Origin of the sequence: Enterobacter sp. P82, assembly GCF_037053385.1 — a bacterium.
In the GTDB taxonomy this organism is placed as follows: Bacteria; Pseudomonadota; Gammaproteobacteria; order Enterobacterales; family Enterobacteriaceae; genus Enterobacter.
Genome location: NZ_JBALHX010000005.1, coordinates 37,449 through 56,388, shown reverse-complemented (window position 1 = coordinate 56,388; position 18,940 = coordinate 37,449). Strand labels below are relative to the sequence as shown.

General features: G+C 56.0%; 4 protein-coding genes. 1 reads left to right on the top strand and 3 read right to left on the bottom strand.

The genetic code is table 11. The features are described 5' to 3' along the window. Window positions 1-45: 45 nt before the first annotated feature. The 3 genes from WB237_RS19015 to WB237_RS19005 all read right to left on the bottom strand — a co-directional run bounded on the left by WB237_RS19015 (window position 46) and on the right by WB237_RS19005 (window position 11,729). Window positions 46-954 (bottom strand): OmpA family protein, encoded by a 909-nt coding sequence (locus WB237_RS19015; protein WP_336215420.1) that lies wholly within the window; start codon window positions 952-954, stop codon window positions 46-48. A gap of 46 nt (window positions 955-1,000) precedes the next feature. Further along, complete coding sequence (locus WB237_RS19010; RefSeq protein ID WP_336215418.1) at window positions 1,001-6,739, bottom strand: Ig-like domain-containing protein; 5,739 nt, start codon at window positions 6,737-6,739, stop codon at window positions 1,001-1,003. A gap of 85 nt (window positions 6,740-6,824) precedes the next feature. After that, window positions 6,825-11,729 carry an Ig-like domain-containing protein gene (locus WB237_RS19005; protein WP_336215416.1) on the bottom strand — a complete coding sequence of 1,635 codons (4,905 nt, stop codon included), beginning with the start codon at window positions 11,727-11,729 and terminating at the stop codon, window positions 6,825-6,827. Between the two features lie 961 nt (window positions 11,730-12,690). Here WB237_RS19005 and WB237_RS19000 point away from each other — a divergent pair. After that, entirely contained in the window at window positions 12,691-18,891 is a 6,201-nt protein-coding gene (locus WB237_RS19000) for an autotransporter outer membrane beta-barrel domain-containing protein (protein WP_336215413.1), read from the top strand. Window positions 18,892-18,940 lie beyond the last annotated feature (49 nt).

Here is an 18,940-nt window from a genome sequence, read left to right as displayed (position 1 = left end):
GGGGGAGGATGCCTCCCCGTTATGGGAAGGCACAGGGGGGAGGCATTATTTTTGCGCGGGTGCCACCACGTTCTGATCGCCACTGACACGCACCACGACACGACGGTTTGGCGCATAGCAGGAGATCAACGCATTCTTGCCGGACGCAGCGCAATCATTCACGATCGGCTCATCACTGCCGACGCTGGTGGCCGTCATCAGACGTGCTGGCAGACCGTTTTCCGCCAGCATGGTGCGGACAGTTTGCGCACGTTTCAGACCCAACGCGTAGTTACTGCGATCGCTACCAATGGCGTCGGTATGGCCTATCACCTGAATCTGTTTCAGCTCCACGTTTTCACGCTTAATCGTTGCCACCAGATCTTTCACCGCCTGACGACCCTGAGCTGAAACGCCCTTCTCGCTGGATTGACCAAAGCGGAACATCACGTCGCCAGACAGTGTGTAATCTTTGTACTGCGGCGCGGCCAGGTTTTTACACGCTTCAACGCTGGAAGCACGAGAAAGCACGTGGATCTGCTCGCGCAATCCGACCAGATCTTTCTCCGCCTGCTCACGCGTACGGGCTTCCGGCACAGCGTTCATGGTGTGGTTTACCCGTACAAAATAGGTTTGCCCGCCGCTCATGTCGACGTTGTAACCCTGCTCTTTACCGCGATACTGCGGTGCATCGTTCTGGTACGCCCCCAGATTATGCTTGCCTGGCGCCAGACAGAAAACGGTATACCCCCCCGGCAGCAGTGCATCATGGAATTCATTGTCGACATAAATATGCGCCGCACCGCCTGCGGTGTTGCTGGCATCACGGTAGTAAACAATTTGTGTCTGCGTCTGACCCACTGGCGCGACAGGTTGATACGTTTTGCCAAATGTCTCCGCAGCCATCGCGGAGGGCAGTAAAAATGCGGAGGAGGTAAACAGCGCCGCAAGCAAAGAGGTCTTGAAAAAAGTCATAAATCCTCCAGAGGCCCCCCCGAAAGGAGGCCTGGAAAAGTTTAAGTTAGTGATTATTTACGTTGACGGTTACGCCGTTTTGTACCAGCAGTTCCACATCATGGTTTTCCATGTGGTAAACCTGATATTCCACACCGGACACCTTGACGTTACCGGCATTGGTCCAGTTACCTGGATCGGTATTGTCTGGCAACAGATCGTTCAGGTTCAGCACATCGCCTTTATCACCCTGAACCATCAGCTGTTTATTGCCATCGGCGATAAACATGTCTTTTTCAGCGTGAGTCAGCACGTCGTGCAGACTGATATTCAGCTTGTCCTGCTTGCCGTTCGTAATATCAATGGTCTTGTGCTGGAGGTTATCCAGGTGGATCTCATGACCATTCAGCGTACTCACAGCACTGGTGTTGTCATCGTTCCCCTCAGAGAACATCGACATCGCTCTGCTCGAACCTGGAAGCGTGCCATTCGTCCCTGGAACGTAGAAGTTAGACGGATACTGGTAAGCCTGACTTCCCCATGCAACATCATCGATAAGAATGCCTTCACCCTGAGTATCATGAACAACAACTTTACCAATCAGCTGTCCGGCAGGCGCTTTATAGTTAGCCCGGAACCCAGATGAAACGCCATTAAGCACCTGATGGTTCCAGTACTGCGTAGCCAGCACAGTGACCCCATCTTCAGCATAAAACGTCACATAGTGTCGCGCATTGCCAGTAAACGGTGTCGCATCATAAACAACGAAATCTATCTGTGATGTCGCCCCTACCGTGAACTCCACTGTTCCCTTCGACTTCATCTGAGCGAACGTACCCCAGGCACCGTTTTCCCAGTTACTTGTGCCAACAGTCGCACCTGCTTTCAGCAGAGTAAATCCAGAGGCCAGCGGTGTACCGACAGCAATACTCTTACCTGCGTAAGCGTCGAAGTTTTCCTTATTCCCCGCAACTTCAGTCGAGATATTGATGTACTTCTGGTTGCCCAGGGAGCTGGTATTGCCAGCAGAGTCAGTCTGCTTGGCACGGAAGTACCAGGTACCGTTGTCCAGCGCCTTTGGAATTTCCAGGCTCCAGGTACCATCAGCTTTAGCCGTGGTGGTATAAACCAGGTTGTTACTCCCCCACCCCTGGCTGCCCTGCGCCAGAACGATCTCAATCTTCGCACCCGCTTCCGCACCGTTACCGGTGATGGTCGGACGGTTGTCGTTGGTTCTTTCACCATCGGCCAGATTACCTACAGTGCCACCCGCAACGTTATCCACAATCGCGGTTACCGTCGGTGCCACCGCAACGGTATCGACAACAACGTAATGTTGGTTCCCCAGCGCGCTGGTGTTACCCGCCAGATCAGTCTGCTTCGCACGGAAGTACCAGGTGCCGTCTGACAACGCCTTCGGAATTTCCAGGCTCCACGTACCATCGGCTTTGGCCGTAGTGGTATAAACAAGGTTGTTATTACTCCACCCCTGGTTGCCCAGCGCCAGCACGATCTCAATCTTCGCGCCCGCTTCCGCACCGTTACCGGTAATGGTCGGACGGTTGTCGTTGGTACGATCCCCGTCAACCAGATTACCGACCTTACCGCCCGCCATGTTATCCGTGATAACCGTTACAGTCGGTGCCGCAGCAACGGTATCCACAACAACATAATGTTGGTTACCCAGCGCACTGGTGTTACCCGCCAGATCGGTCTGTTTGGCACGGAAGTACCAGGTACCGTTGTCCAGCGCCTTCGGAATCTCCAGGCTCCAGGTACCATCAGCTTTGGCCGTAGTGGTATAAACGAGGTTGTTATTACTCCACCCCTGATTACCCAGCGCCAGCACAATTTCGATCTTCGCACCCGCTTCCGCACCGTTACCGGTGATGGTCGGACGGTTGTCGTTAGTACGATCCCCGTCAACCAGATTACCGACTTTGCCGCCGACCACGTTATCCGTGATAACCGTTACGGTTGGCGCTGCAACCACGGTATCCACCGTGATCGCGAACTTCGCGGAATCTGCAGAGCGGTTACCCGCAACATCCACAGAGTACGCGTGGAAGTTGTAGGTCATGTTGTAGTTGGTCGTGACTGGGTACGACCATTTACCATCCGCACCTGCCGTTACAGAACCCGATACAGTGCCGTAGTTGTCGATAACGATATACACCACACTGCCTGGCTCCGCCGTGCCGCGTAAATCCAGCGTACGGTCGTTGGTCACACCGCCATTGCCCACCAGCCCGTTGTACACGCCACCCTGAACATCATCCCAGGAACCGGTGATCACTGGCGCGTTATTGACGGTATCCACGTTAATGGAGTAAGTCTCAGATTTACCAGAGACGTTACCCAGATCGTCTTTAGCAATGGTGTAGAACATGTGCGGACGACCCGCAGCCGTATTCCCAACCGCACGTTCCCAACTCCAGTTACCTTTCGCATCGGCCTTCACCGTATCCAGCACCGCGTTGTTATACGCGTTGTAGATATAAACGATACTGTTCGCTTCTGCTGTACCGCGCAGCTCCAGGTTAGCGTCGTTGGTCAGCCCGCCGTTTGGCACCAGCCCTTTATAAATACCGCCCTCAACATCGTCATAAGTGCCGAGGATGACTGGGGTAGCAGACTGGGTATCCACCACTAAACCATAATGGTTAGATTCACCCGACACGTTGCCCGCCGCATCCTGCGCTTTCACATAGAAATTATGCGATGCGTCAGACAGCTTCGGCGACGTCCAGCTCCATTTGCCGTTCGCATCGGCCATCACTGAGGCAATCGGATCGCTGCTGCCCGGCATATAAATTTTCACCAGGCTGTTCTTCTCCGCCGTACCGCGCAGCTCTGGCGTGGTGTCGCGTGAACGACCGCCGTCAGTGATCAGGGTGCCTGCATCGTCATACATGCCGGTGATAGCCGGAGCATCAGGTGCTTTGGTATCAATGGTCAGCTTCCACGCTTCCGTCGGTGTGCTCTTCACGCCGGTTGGGCTCTGGAATACCGCCGTCAGAGACAGCTCAGTGCCGTTGTTCTGCTGTGGCAGCGTAAAGTTCCAGGTGTTCGCAGGTCCTACGGTGACCGAGTCAATCAGTCGGGTACCGTCGTAAATGAAGACCACATCACCTGCCACACCCTTACCGTGCAGGGTCGGCGTGGTGTCATCGGTCACAGCCGGGTTCGCCAGGTCACCCTGAACCAGACCCACGTCATCCGCAACACGATCCAGAGAACCTGTCGGGATACGGGTATCCAGCGTCAGCTCGAACGGTGCCGTCTGCGCACTCTCACCTGCGCCGGCATCTTCGCTGGCGGTGATCTTATAGGTTGCATCCGCAGTCAGCGCCGGGCTGATGGTGTACTGCCATGCACCAGTAATGGCGTCAGCGCGCACGCTGTCGATGTATTTGCCATCAACATACACTTTTACCAGAGCGCCAGCCGTCGCACGGCCCACCACTGTTGGGGTCGTGTCGTCGGTATGGCTACCGCTGCCCAGATTACCGGTGATGTCGCCCTGATCATCCACGACGTGGCTGATAGAAACACCGTTATGGCTGGTGTCCACAATAAAGTGGATCGGAGCAGACTCTGGACCAACGTTACCCGCTTTATCTTCAATAGAGACTTTCCAGGTGTAGTCACCATCCGCCAGTGCCGGGGCCGGGGTGTAGCTCCAGTTACCTTTATCGTCTACCGGTACGCGCACGGTGGTGCCGTTACCCAGATCGATAATGGCAGTACCGTTCGCTTCACCTTTACCACGGTAGGTTGGGGTGTTGTCATCGGTTGTGTCGCCATTGGCAATAAGACCCGGCGTGCCAAAGTCGTCCCACAGCTCAATGTCCGTAGGTGCCAGCGGGTCGACGGAATCGACAATAATCACCCACTCGCCGGTTTCCGGGCCGCGGTTACCTGTCGCATCTTCTGCAACCGCGCGGAAGCGGTGCTCGCCCTGCGCCAGATCGGTGTCGAACTCAATCGTCCAGCGACCGCCCGTTACCACAGCACTGCCGATCGGATCCGGGTTAGTACCATCGTACAAATAGACGGTAGTGCCATCCTGTGCGGTACCGGTAATGGTCGGGCGTGCGTCGTTAGTGATGCCACCGTTCTGTATGGTCCCCACATGGGCGTCAACGTCGTCGATCACGTCGGTGATAGCCGGTGCAGTCGGAATACCACCTGCCAGCAGATCAAATGAGAACGTGTCAGAAGGTTCAGAGCGCAGCCCCGCCTTGTCCTGAGCCACAACGGCGACATCGTAATGACCGTTTGCCATACCCAGCGATGGTGTCCAGGTCCAGGTTCCCGTACTGTCTGCGGTTACAGAGTCAACGGTTTTCCCGTTCACAATGATGAACACCAGGCTGCCCTTCTCGGCCGTACCGGTGAAGTCTGGCGTGCTGTCGTCAGTAATACCGCCGTTAGCAATGTTACCAGTCTGCTGACCCGCATCATCATAGACGGTATCGATCGTCGGTTTTGCCGGCGGCTGAGTATCCACGATAAAGCCGATTGGATCGGACGGTTCGCTTGCGTTACCAGCCGGGTCGACGATCACCACAACGGCTTCGTGCTCACCGCGTTCCAGTGGGTCTTCCGGGGTCACTTCCCATTTACCGTCTTCACCGACGATCGCGGTTCCCACGACTTCGTCGTCAATAATCAGTTCAACGGTATCGCCAGGCACAGCGCCTTCGCCGCTGAATACCGGCTTCGTGTCATCCGTGGTGTCACCGTTGTGAATAGGACCAACAACCGGTCCCTGGTCGTCTTCCACGTCACCAATGATCGGTTTGTTTGGTGCTTCGGTATCAATGACCAGCTTCCACGGCGCAGTCGGTGCGCTTTCCACACCGGTCGGGCCCCGGAATACCACGCTGACGTCCAGCGCAGTGCCGTTCGTCTGCTCAGGCAGGGTGTATTCCCAGCTACCGTCAGGGCGCACGGTGACGGAATCAATGATGTCGCTGCCATTACGAACAAACACGATATCCCCTGGGCGGCCAGTACCGTGCAGAGTTGGGGTGGTGTCATCCGTCACGCCCGGGTTCGCCACATCGCCCTGGTAACGACCTTCGTTGTCTTCAATACGGTCCAGAGAGCCCGTCGGCACCACGGTATCCACGGTCAACAGGAACGGACGTGTTGGAGCAGGGATTTCACCTGGGCCGCTGTATTCACCTGCGGTGATTTCGTAGGTTTTGCCAGATTCCAGCGCCGGGTTAATCTCAATTGCCCACGCCCCGGTAGTCGGATCGGCAGTCATAGAACCGACCGATTTACCGTCAACATACAGGGTGACCAGAGAGCCAGGCGTCGCCGTCCCCACGATAACCGGATTCACGTCATCCGTGCTGCTGCCGCTTGCCAGCGGGTTAGTCAGTGGGCCGGTGTTATCTTCAGCGTGGCTAATGGACACCGCATTACCGACAGTATCAATAGTGAAGCTGATTGGCGTGGTGGATGGACCACGGTTGCCTTGAGCATCTTCCAGTGCCACAGACCAGATATAAGAACCGTCCGCCAGCGCAGGTGCCGGCGTCCAGGTCCAGTTACCCTCGGTATTGACCGGTACGCGAACGCTCTGGCCATCACCGAGGTTGATCACCGCCGTCATGCCCGGCTCACCCTTACCGCTGATGGTTGGGGTGTTATCTTCGCTCAGATCGCCGTTGTAAATTTCGCGCGGGAACTGGTAGTCGTTCCACAGTAAAACGTCTGTAGGCAGTGGTGGCAACGTCGCCATTGCAGCGATATTTTCGGTATTGTTGTTAGAAGTAATGGTCTTTTTCATACAATTTTCCAAATGAATTCTGTTTATGATCTGATCTAAAACGTTCTGGAGGCTCCGGCTCAGGAGCCCCCCTTCCTGGCATCAATTAATGGTTCTGTAGCGTGACCGTGACTCCCATCTGAACGAGGATCTCGGTATTCAGGCTATCCATCTGGTAAGACTGATACTCCACTCCCCCAACATTCACTGTTCCGCCATCGGTCCAGTTACCCGGGTCCATACCGTTCGGCAGCAGGTCGCTCAGGTTCACCTTGTCGCCCGCATCGCCCTTCACCATCATTTGGTTGAAGTCGTTATCGTGGAACAGGTTCTGCGTGGCGTTTTCCAGCACATCACCCGCGCTCAGCGTCAGGGTGTTATTGCCTGTTCCCGTAATGTCGAACACCTCCACTGACTGGACAGGATGGGTCAGCGCGCTCAGGTCGAGATGCTGATCCGCCCCCAGCAGCTTCAGCGTGTCGGTACCTTCTCCACCCTGAATCACCGCACCGGTCAGGCTGGCAACGTCCGCAACCTGATACAGGTTGTCCGCTGCGTCGCCGTACCAGATATCGCCCTGGTTATCCGCCAGGAATTCACCAGGGGTGACGGTTTTCGCTATGCCACTCACCACCAGGTTATCGATGCTGAAACCAAACCCGGAGCTGGTTGGCTGCTCCTCGTGGTGGATTTCCATCCGGTAAACCGGCGTGTCATCCGGGCTGGTGAACGACACCGGGACGTTACGGTTGCCGATGAAAGCGTTAACCGTTTGAGAGCTGATCTCATTGCCGTTAATGTCGTAGAACGTCACCACCGTAGACGGGCCGGCAAAGCGCGGGTTGAAAACGAAATCGATCGTTTTCGCGCCATACTGGAAGTCGACAAACATACTGGCTTGCATTCCGAGATCCGCTGAGGTGCTGTACAGATACAAGCTGTTGGTGCTTCCCGCACCGATAATCTGTTTGTCGAACTCATAATCCGCCGAGGTGGTATCCGCCGTGTGGGAGAAACGCATCCCGTGCACCCACGCACCTGCATTAATGTCCGCGAACTCCGTATCGTCTTCGAAGTTGTTGGTACTGGTGAACGCGCTGGTGCGGTAGCTGGAGCTGTTACCCGCCGCGTCAACAATCGCCGCACCCACAGGAATATCGGTGTAGCCGCCCGGTGGCAGACTCAGAGTCACGTTGCCATTAGCAATGTCAGCGGCCGTCAGCGTATGGGTCACGGTAATGTCACCGCTCTTCACCAGTACGGTGTCGCCCTCAACAATTCCGCTGCCTGGCAGCGTCACCGTCACGTCATCACCGCTGCGCACCACGTCGGTCGGTTCATCCGGTGCTACCTGATCCAGCACCACCTTTTGTGAAGATTCGGTGTAGTTCCCGGCGATATCGACCACGCGCGTCAGTACAGTCCAGTCCGCGCTGTGCCCCTGCCCGTCGACAAACGCCCACTTGTCGCCGTCAACCATGGCTTCAAGCCAGGTTTTCCCGCCGTCAGTAGACACCATCACCTTGCCACCCGCTTCCAGCGGGGCCGAGAGATGGCCGCTGACCAGGCTGCCGGCCTGACCACTGTTGGTAATGAAGTCGTTGCCGCTGATACCGGAGTCATGGGTCATTTCATCAACCACGGCGCTGCTTGTCGGCGCATCGGTATCAACGATGATTTTCCATTCCGCAGACGGCGCACTTCTTACGCCGGTTGGGCTCTGGAAGACCGTCGTCAGGGCCAGTTCCGTACCATTGTTCTGTGCAGGCAGGGTGTAGTTCCATGAGCCATCCAGACCGACGGTAACGGAGTTAATCAGCGTGGTACCGTCATAAATGAAAACGATATCGCCTGCGACGCCAGTCCCGTGCAGAGTTGGCGTGGTGTCATCCGTCACAGCCGGGTTCGCCAGGTCACCCTGCACCAGACCTACGTCATCCGATACGCTATCGAATGAGCCAACAGGTACGCGGGTATCCAGCGTCAGCTCAAACGGCGCGGTCTGAGCGCTGTCACCGGCACCGGCATTTTCACTGGCGGTGATCTGATAAGTTCCGTCAGCGGTCAGCGCCGGGTTGAAGGTGTATTTCCACACACCGGTCGCCGGGTCAGCGATCACGCTGTCGACATACTTACCGTCCAGATACACTTTCACTTCGGCACCTGGCGTAGCGTGGCCCACAACGGTTGGCGTCGTGTCATCGGTGTGGCTGCCGCTGGCCAGATTACCCGTCAGCGCCCCTTCATCGTCTTCCACGTGGCTGATAGACACACCGTTGTGGCTGGTGTCCACAATAAAGTGGATAGGGTCAGAAGCTGGGCCAACATTACCCGCTTTGTCTTCAATCGAGACTTTCCAGGTGTAGCCACCGTCCGCCAGGGCCGGGGCCGGGGTATAGCTCCAGTTACCGCTACCATCTACCGGCACGCGCACGGTAGTGCCGTTACCCAGATCGATGATTGCGGTACCGTTCGCCTCACCCTTACCACGGTAGGTTGGGGTGTTGTCGTCGGTGGTATCGTTATCCGCAATAATGCCCGGCGTGCCGAAGTCGTCCCACAGTTCAATGTCCGTAGGTGCCAGCGGATCAACGGAATCAACAATAATCACCCACTCCCCGGTTTCCGGGCTGCGGTTACCCACGGCGTTTTCCGCGACCGCGCGGAAGCGGTGCTCGCCCTGCGCCAGCGCAGTGTCAAAATCAATGGTCCAGGTGCCACCCGTAACCACAGCGCTACCGATCGGATCCGGGTTAGTGCCGTCATACAGGTAAATGGTCGTCCCGTCCTGACCCGTACCGGTGATGGTCGGTTTGTCATCGTTCGTGATGCCACCCTGCTGTACGGTGCCGACATGGGCATCGACATCATCGATTACGTCCGTGATTGCCGGTGCCGGAGGAATGCCGCCTGCTACCAGATCAAACGAGAACGCGTCAGACGGCTCAGAGCGCAGGCCAGCCTTATCCTCGGCAACCACTTTCACATCGTAGTGACCGTTCGTCAGCGCCGGAGATGGCGTCCAGGTCCAGTTGCCTGTTGGATCAGCGGTAACGGAATCCACTTCCTTACCGTTAACAATGATGCGCACCAGGCTGTTTTTCTCAGCGGTACCCGCAAAGGTCGGGGTACTGTCATCTGTGATATCGCCGTTAGCCAGGTTACCCGTTTTCAGGCCAGCATCATCAAACACGCTATCAATCGTCGGTTTTACCGGCGGCGTGGTGTCAACGATGAAACCGATCGGATCAGACGGCTCGCTGTCGTTACCCACCGGATCGGTGATCACCACAACCGCTTCATGTTCGCCTTCCGGCAACGGTTTCTCAGGCGTCACTTCCCACTTACCGTCATCGCCGACAATAGCGGTACCCACCACTTCGTCATCAACGATCAAACGCACGGTGTCGCCTGGCGTACCCTTGTCGCCACTGAATACCGGCTGGGTGTCGTCGGTGGTATCACCATTGTGAATAGGACCCACCACCGGCCCCTGGTCGTCTTCAACGTCACCAATGACCGGCTTGTCAGGGCCTTGCAGGTCTACAATGAATTCGAAATCATCAGAGGGTTCGCTGGCGTTACCTTCCGGATCGGCAATGATCACTTTCCCGACGTGCTCGCCTTCCGGCAACGGTTTCTCCGGGGTCACTTCCCATTTACCGTCGCCACCAACGATCGCGGTACCCACCAGTTTGTCGTCCACGATCAATCTGACGGTATCGCCAGGCGTGCCGTTTTCACCACGGAAGGTCGGCTGCGTATCGTCAGTCGCACCGCCATTCTGGATTGGCCCAACAATGGTACCGGCATCATCTTCTACTTCGCCGATGACCGGTTTTTCAGGCGTAACGATAAATTTGAAGTCATCAGATGGCTTGCTGTCGTTGCCAGCCGGATCGGTGATGATCACGGTACCAGTGTGACTGCCTTCCGGCAGTGGTTTCTCCGGGGTCACTTCCCATTTGCCGTCTTCGCCAACGATGGCGGTGCCGACGACTTCGTCGTCAACGATCAGGCGTACGGTATCACCAGGCGTGGCACCTTCGCCGCTAAAGACCGGTTGTTTGTCGTCAGTCGCATCACCGTTATGGATAGGCCCGGTCACGGCACCGACATCATCGGTCACTTCACCGATAACCGGTTTGGCTGGCGCTTCCAGATCGATGGTGAAATCAAAAGAGTCACTCGGGGCGCTGGTACGGCCATCCGGGCTTTTACCGATCAGCACAATGCTGTGGTCGCCATGTGCCAGCGGGGTTTCTGGCGTCCAGGTCCAGGTGCCATCGGCACCCACACGGGTTTCGCCGAGCTTGACGTTGTTTTCCCAGAACTCAACGATATCGCCCGCTTTACCTTTACCGCTAAAGGTTGGGGTGGCGTCATCGGTCACGCCGTTTTGCGGGATCGAGCCGGTTTTCGTGCCATAGTCGTCGTGCACGTCGGTCAGTTCAGGGGTGGTGACGGGCTCTTTGCGGTTGCCGCCATTATCATCGTCACGGTTATGACGAATAATGGCGCCGATACCCACCAGCGCACCCAGCCCTGCTAACGCACCCAGCGCCAGCAAAGCAGGAGAGAACGCAGTGCCCGCTACAGCCAGACCATCCAGGCTCGCAATGGCCCCTGCACCCAGTGCCTGAGCGGAGGATTCCCCGTCCAGCAGGAAAGCGGCTTTATGGTCATCATCACCATCGGTGGCGATATATTCATGCCATTGACCATCTTCGCCTTTACCCACCAACTCGCCTGGATTATCGAAATAGTCTTCAATGATCAGCTGCGGCTGATCCTCATCAGTGCCTTCCAGCATCACGAACAGGTCTTTACCCACGCGTTTCAGCGTAATGTTTTCTGGTGCGACGCCATTTTTTCCCTCAGCAAGAATGTATTTTGCATTCGGGATGGCCTTGATTTTGACAGCACTGCCAACCTTTTCACTGCGCAGAACGTCAGCTTTGACAATCGTATTTTTATCAACGACTGCAATATTTACTGGCTTGAGAGTCATGTTTTAATTCTCGTGTAAATAATCGATCTGTGTCCGCGCAACGCGCCAGACGCACTTCCATACGGGATACATTCCCTGGCTGACACTATCTTCCCGGTTGGCAAGTTTTGGCTTAATAAGACCTGTCGCAAAACCTGATAATAATAATTAAATACACTTAATCTATGATGGAGTTATATCGTCATACACATCCGTCAGATATACCCTAAATAATTCGAGTTGCAGGAAGGCGGCAAGGGTGTGAATCCCCGGGAGCTTACATTAGTAAGTGATAGGGGGGAACGAGCGCAGCCAACGCATCTGCAACTTGAAGTATGACGGGTATAAACCACCTTCTGTAGTTTAATGCCAGAGTGAGTAACATTACTTAGATAAGATAGAGATGATATGTTTATAACAGACAGAAAAATCGAATTATTTTTACCGCCCCATTCTATCATTCAAAAATGGAATTAACGCCGTTCTTTCAAATTATTCACTATGGAGAACACATATCAAGAATAAGATATATTAGCGAAAACCGCGCTACTGTAATGGGTTCGCTGATGCCCATACGCATAGCTCATTATCTTGCACCAGGAAATTTAAAAAACGTTCAAAAAGTTGCTTGTTTAGCAATTTTTTAGTGGCTTAATTAGCAGAGACTGAATTACAGGCTCTTCTTGTGCTGTCATATTGCCACGCCCTGTCCCCCCGTCAGCAAACTAAGTCGTGTGAGATGTCTCATTACAAGACATTTTCTTTTCGGAAAAAACCTAAAAACAGAACCAAAACGGTTTAGCTGTACAAAATCGAAAAATGCATATTGCCAAATGAAAATAACAAAACTATACATTCCGATAACAAAAACATAACACAACTAACACGCCGTTACATTTCGTCAGGCTTTTACGCCGAATTTAGCTTTTTGTCAGGCTTCACACTGCCTGTACATCAATCCATCTTACCTTACGGAGTCTTTATGAAAGCAAGCTTAAGCCTGTCGAAGGTAGCGGTTTCTGTATTCGCCGCCCTTGCCTCACCTCCACTCTTTTTATTTCCCGTGCTCTCCCAGGCTGTCACGCTGCAGGCCTTTAATCCGGTCGATAACGATCAACTTAACGGAAGCCTGAACGTAACAGGTGGCAGCGTGATCGACCTGACCGGCAATCAGCTTTTCCAGACCGGGGTGGATGGCTCGGTGAATACCTCCATTGGCGCACTGCAGACGCTGAACCGGATTGTTGACGATCATGGTGTCCTGGGTGTCGACAGGCTGGATCCCGGCCCGGTAAACTTTGGGATCACCATTCCGGACCCGGCCACTGGGGGGAATACCACCTTTCAGGTTTACAACCCGGCCAACCTCGTTGCACTGGCACCCATTGATGCCACGACTACCGTCGCAGACGTGGTTAACGTGCAGGACAATCAGTACATCAATACCCGGGTCGCAGACGTCAGCGGTGGCGGGACACTGAATGTCAATATCGGCCAGGCCAGCTCGACGTCGAGCGCATCAACCAACAGCTGGACAATGGCAGCCAAGCAGAGCCTGCTGTTTAATGTCGACGGCAGCAGCGGTACGGATTCGACGCTGAACTGGAATTCGAACAACCGTATTACCTTTACCGGAACGGCGGCCAACCCGGCAATCCCTCGCCAGTCCAGCGCGCTGAATATCGTGACCTATAACGGTGCCTTCAGCGTGACCACCCTCGATAATGCCACCACCCGCTTCAACGTCACCAACGCAACGGAGCTAAGGGCCTATAACGACTGGTTAATTGCGCAGCTTAAAGCCGGCAATCTCGATAAGAACGCCTACATTAGCGAATTCAACAAAGCAATGAGCAGCCGCTCCAGCACGGTGGACTACCGGATATCGGCGGATGACCCCACCGATGATGTCGCGCAGGCTCTGGGTAACCGCATCGTCATCAATGCCAGCGGTGCCAACGCCAAAGTGAATATCGCGGCGGGCAAAACGCTGGAAGTGATCGGCGCGAACGGCGGTGCTATCCGTGGATCAAATGGTGCGGAGATTACCATCGACGGCAAAGTGAGCAGCACCAGCACATGGGTGACTGACGGACCCGCTCTGGTGCTTGATGCCAGCCGGGGAACCAACAATGGCGTGGTCAATGGCGGGTTTATCAACCGTAATGACGGCACCGGCGTGGCCTCGCTGGGTTTTGGGTCACACGGCATTCAGTTGCAGAACAACAGTACCTTTGCCAATAACGGTATCGTCAACTTTGCCTCCATCGGCGGTGTGTCATCGGCCATCAACCTTGTGAATGGCTCGACCGCAGAGAACAGCGGCAATATTAACGTCGGGGTGAACGGGACGAGCGCCACGGGAACGACTAACGGCGTGATGGTCGGAAGCGGTACCGCTTTTACTAACAACGCCAGTGGCACCATCTACATCGGTCGCGGTCCGCAAAACAACCTGACGGAAAACACGGCTGATGTGTCCGTAAACCAGAGCGGACTCACCTCCGGCGTGAAAGTGGCGAGCGGAGGAAACGCCGTCAACAACGGTAACATCGTGCTGGGCTCACGGGTACAGGACAGTGCCGGGATGTCTGCAGAGAATGCGACCAGCGTTACGATGATCAATAACGGTGTCATTGACGTGAACGGTAAAGCCACGGCCGTTCCCCGGGACAATATGGGCATGTCGGTCATCAACGCCCAGGGCAATATTAACAACGCGGGTACCATTAATCTGAGCGGCGTAAATGGTACGGGCATCAAGGTGCTGGCGACACAGGGCAATACGGCCTCCGCCCGCTCGACCGGAACTATCAATGTCGCCGGCGGCGCCGATCCGGCCAGCCGGACGCGCAACTACGGTGTCTGGGTCGAAGGACAAGGGACCGGCCAGGCGTCAGCCACGGTCGATGGTCCGGTGAATCTCACCGGGAATGGTGCTATCGGTGTACATGCCCGCGGTAACGCCACGGTCGATGTTGCCCCGGATGCGGTGCCAACCTTCAGTCAGGGCAGCCATCAGATTGGCTTCTTTGCCTTCGGCCCGAACGCCAGAATTAACACCGTGGGCAACAACGCGTTCAACGTGACAACCAACAGTTCAACGCTGTTCCGCCTTGAGCAAGGCGCCGATTTTGACGGCACGGATTTATCCATTACCGCCTCGGGTGAAAATTCTGTCGGGGTGCTCGGCACGGGAACCGGTGGAACCCAAATTTCAACGCAAAATGCCACGGTGGCGGTCTCCGGGAAAGGAGCAACGGGAGTGGTCATTGAAGGGGGGGCCACCGGGACGATCGATGCCGCAACCACCATTAATCTCACCGGCATGAATGCCGTGGGGGCTATTGCGGACGGACAACGGCATACGCTGGCGGGAGCGAACTCCGGCTCACCGGCGCAAAGTACCACGCTTAACTCTCACGCGGTACTCACCTCGGCACAAAACGGACTGACCGGTTATATCGCCCGTAACCGTGCCTCACTGACCAACTCCGGCGATATCGCGTTTACGGGTGTGGGGGCGACAGGTTTGCGAGTGGAAAGTGGTGCGACCGGCAGCAATACCGGGAATATTGCCATTAACAACGGGGGAACCGGGATTGCTGTTAACAGCGGCACCAGCGGGTTAACCACCACCGCCAGCACCAGCGGCAGCATTGACGTAAACGGCGGCAGCGTCGCAGCCCGTAGCCGTGGCGTCAGCGCGAATGGCGCCAAAGCAGTGGGGACATTGACCGATGGCTCACGGATCAACCTGAACGGCGTGGGTGCCATCGGTGCCGACGCGCTCAACGGCGGCACGGTCAACATCGCCAGCTCCGCCACGCCAACATTTAATAATACCGATCAGATTGCCTATCGCGCCGTGGGTGATGGCTCTACCATCAACAGCGCCACCGGCGTGCTCAACGTCAATACCGGGCGTTCAACGCTCTATCGCATCGCCGACGGCGCCCTTCTGACGCTGGGGAATGGCTCCACACTCACCGCGTCCGGCAAAGACAGCAAGGCGCTGGTCAGTGCCGGGATTAATGCACGTATTCATACCTCGGGTTCTAAGCTCATTGCCAGCGGCGAGGGGGCACGGGCAATCACGGTTGAAGGAGGGGCACTGGGCAACCTGGACAGTACCAGCCAGGTGACCTTAACCGGCGCCAACAGCATTGGCGGCGTGGCGGATGGGCAAAAACGTGAATCCGACGGTACAATCGTGACCGACCCCAATCCGAATACTACACTGACCAGCGCCGCCACGCTCAATGGCAGCGCCACCGGGGCTATCGGTTATCTGGCGACCACGCTTGGGAATGTGATCAACAACGGGACAATCGCGCTGACAGGGGCAGGCAGTATCGGCGCAAAACTGGTTTCTGGCGGCACATTTACCAACAACGGCACCGTTACTATCGCCAACGGGACCGGGATTGATGCCAGCGGTGGTGGTACATCGGTCTCCCGCGCCGGTAATATCACTGTTAACAACGGCGTGGCGGGGGTACGGATTGCCGACGGCACACGGCTGGTGTTAAACGGCGATGATAATCACATCTCCACCGCCGGTACTGCGCACGGTGTGCTGCTGGATACGGGCGCCACCGGGCTGGCGATGACGCAAACCACCCTGAACGTTAATGGCACAGGCCACGGTATTGAAAACCGTGCGGAAACAGGCAACGTCCTTCTGCAAAACGCCACCATCAACGTAAAAGATGGCTACGGTATTCGCACGGCAACGGCGTTCGATCCGGCATCGCAGGTCACGGTTAACGTATCGGGTAACGGCACAGGCCTGAATTTCACCCAGGCCGATCTGACCACCACCACCGGAGCATTAACGCTTGGGGAGGGTTATGACTTTAATGTAAGTGGTGCAGGCGGTACCGGGATTAACGCCAACACCACCGGCGATGTTGCCACTTCCGCAACGGTCAACGTAACAAACAGCGCGGGGGGATCGGCACTGGTTGCCGGTCAGGCCGCATCCGTGCTGAACACCGGCACCCTTACCTCCTCCAGTCTGAACGCGCCAGTGGTCGATCTTCGCAACGGCAACGGCGTGGCGTTTGAAAACCAGGGCACGATTGCCGCCTCATCCGTTACGGCAACGGCGGTCGCGGGGGGTAACGGAAATGACACCGTTCTGCTGAGCGACGGAAAGGTAACCGGCGAGGTCAGTACCGGCGGAGGTGATGACACCGTGACGCTAACGAAGAGTCTTCTTAATGGTGGCATATCGCTCGGCGCAGGTAATGCTAACCGGGCCTGGATCAACGGGGCGGCTCTCTCCCTCACCCGCCATATTACCAGCGATGTGGGTACCGACAACCAGCTTAACTTCTCGCAGGTTGTCGCGCGCGGCGGCTCGTTTGCTCAGGATGACCTGACGCGTGGCGTCAATTTAGGCAGTGGCTGGAATGTGATCAACTTTGTTGATGGCACCCAGTGGGAGCTCACGGATAACCTGAAACTGGCGCACAGTAATGTGAATATCGACAGCACCTCCACGTTGTTTGCCGGTAACGGCGTGCATGCCACCATTTCCGGTGGTGAAGAGAACTCGGCCATTGTCACCAATGCGGGGATTATCGATTTAACCAACGGCAGCGGCTCGCCAGGTAACACCCTTAATATTGATGGCGATCTGGTCTCAGATGGCGGTACGGTCAATATGATTACCCGCCTGAATGAAGGCGGCGTTACCGGGAATCAGTTCAGCGACATGCTGACCGTTGAGGGCAATGCCAGCAGCGGAACCACCCTGCTTGACGTCACGCCATCGCTGCTCAGCACCGGTAACCTCACCGACCTGAATCACTCCTCAACGGTGGAAGCCTATGAAGGCATCTCCCTGGTGCAGGTTGCCGGACATGCCAGCCCGGGCAGTTTCAGCCTGAAGGGCGGCTATCTGGCGGCCGGGCCGTGGCGCTACGACCTGTACAGCTTTGCACCAGGTGCCAGCGATGCGAACCAGCGTAAAGTCCCGGGTGGCATTAACAATACGTTCTGGGATTACCGTCTGGCCAACGCCTATGTCTGTGAAGGAGATGACTGTCGCCCGAAAGTGAAAGAGGTCGCGGTAACGCCCGTTAATCCAGGAACACCGGAACAGCCTTCTGTTCCGGTGAATCCGGACAGCCAGCCGCTCACCAATCCACCGGATGATGGCTGCATGGTTGATGGCGTGGATAACTGTGCGCCCGGACGTCCGGCCGTCACACCACAGATCCCCTCTTACATTTCGGCCCCCGTCGCGCTGGCCTATTACAACGCGTCGATCATCGACGATTTGCATAAACGCCTTGGCGAACTGCGCCATGAACAAAGCCGGACGGAGGGGACTGCCGGTGAAATGTTCCTGCGCTATATCGGCTCGAACATGACCTACAAAACCAACGTCGGGTTTAAGCAATTTGGTTATGACTTCGATATGGACTACAACGCCATGCAACTGGGTGGCAATCTGCTGCGTCTGGACGGTGAGAAAGACAGCCTTCGCGGAGGTGTGGCCTGGACGCGCGGTAACAGCCGCGTCCGTCCGGATGCCGCAGACGGTTTCAGCTCGACTTCGTTTGACAGCAACAGCATTGCGCTCTACATGACCTGGCAGCGCCAGAACGGCTTCTATATGGACGGCGTGCTGTCCTTTGACAGACACCGTGGCAGCACGGATATCCAGCGTCAGCACGCCGTGGCTTCACCGAATGGAAAAAGCTGGAGCGCCTCGCTGGAAACCGGCTATCCGTTCCAGTTTGATAACGGCTGGAAGCTGGAGCCTCAGGCGCAACTGATGTATACCCGCATTGATATGGACAACTTCACCGACAAGGACAACACGACGGTGGAGTATAAGGACTATAGCCAGACGATTGGCCGTGCAGGCTTGCGTGCCGACCGCACCTGGACAGATGATGCCGGACGTCAGTACACGCCGTATCTGCGCGCGAACTATTATCGCGGCTGGGGGAACGAAGCCAAAACAACCATTGGTGCCAAAGACGTTGCCATCAGCCATACCTTTACCAGCGGTAAATTTGGCCAGATGGGTGAGCTGGGCGGCGGCGGAACGGTCACCTTTAAAAACGACCTGTCTCTGTATGCCGAGGTGGATTACCGTAAGGAGCTTGACAGCAACGGTGCCAGAGGCTGGAACTACACGGGCGGCGTCCGCTGGACGTTCTGACTGCACAATTGTATTTACACTCTCATGCAAAAAAAGAAAGGATGGGCCT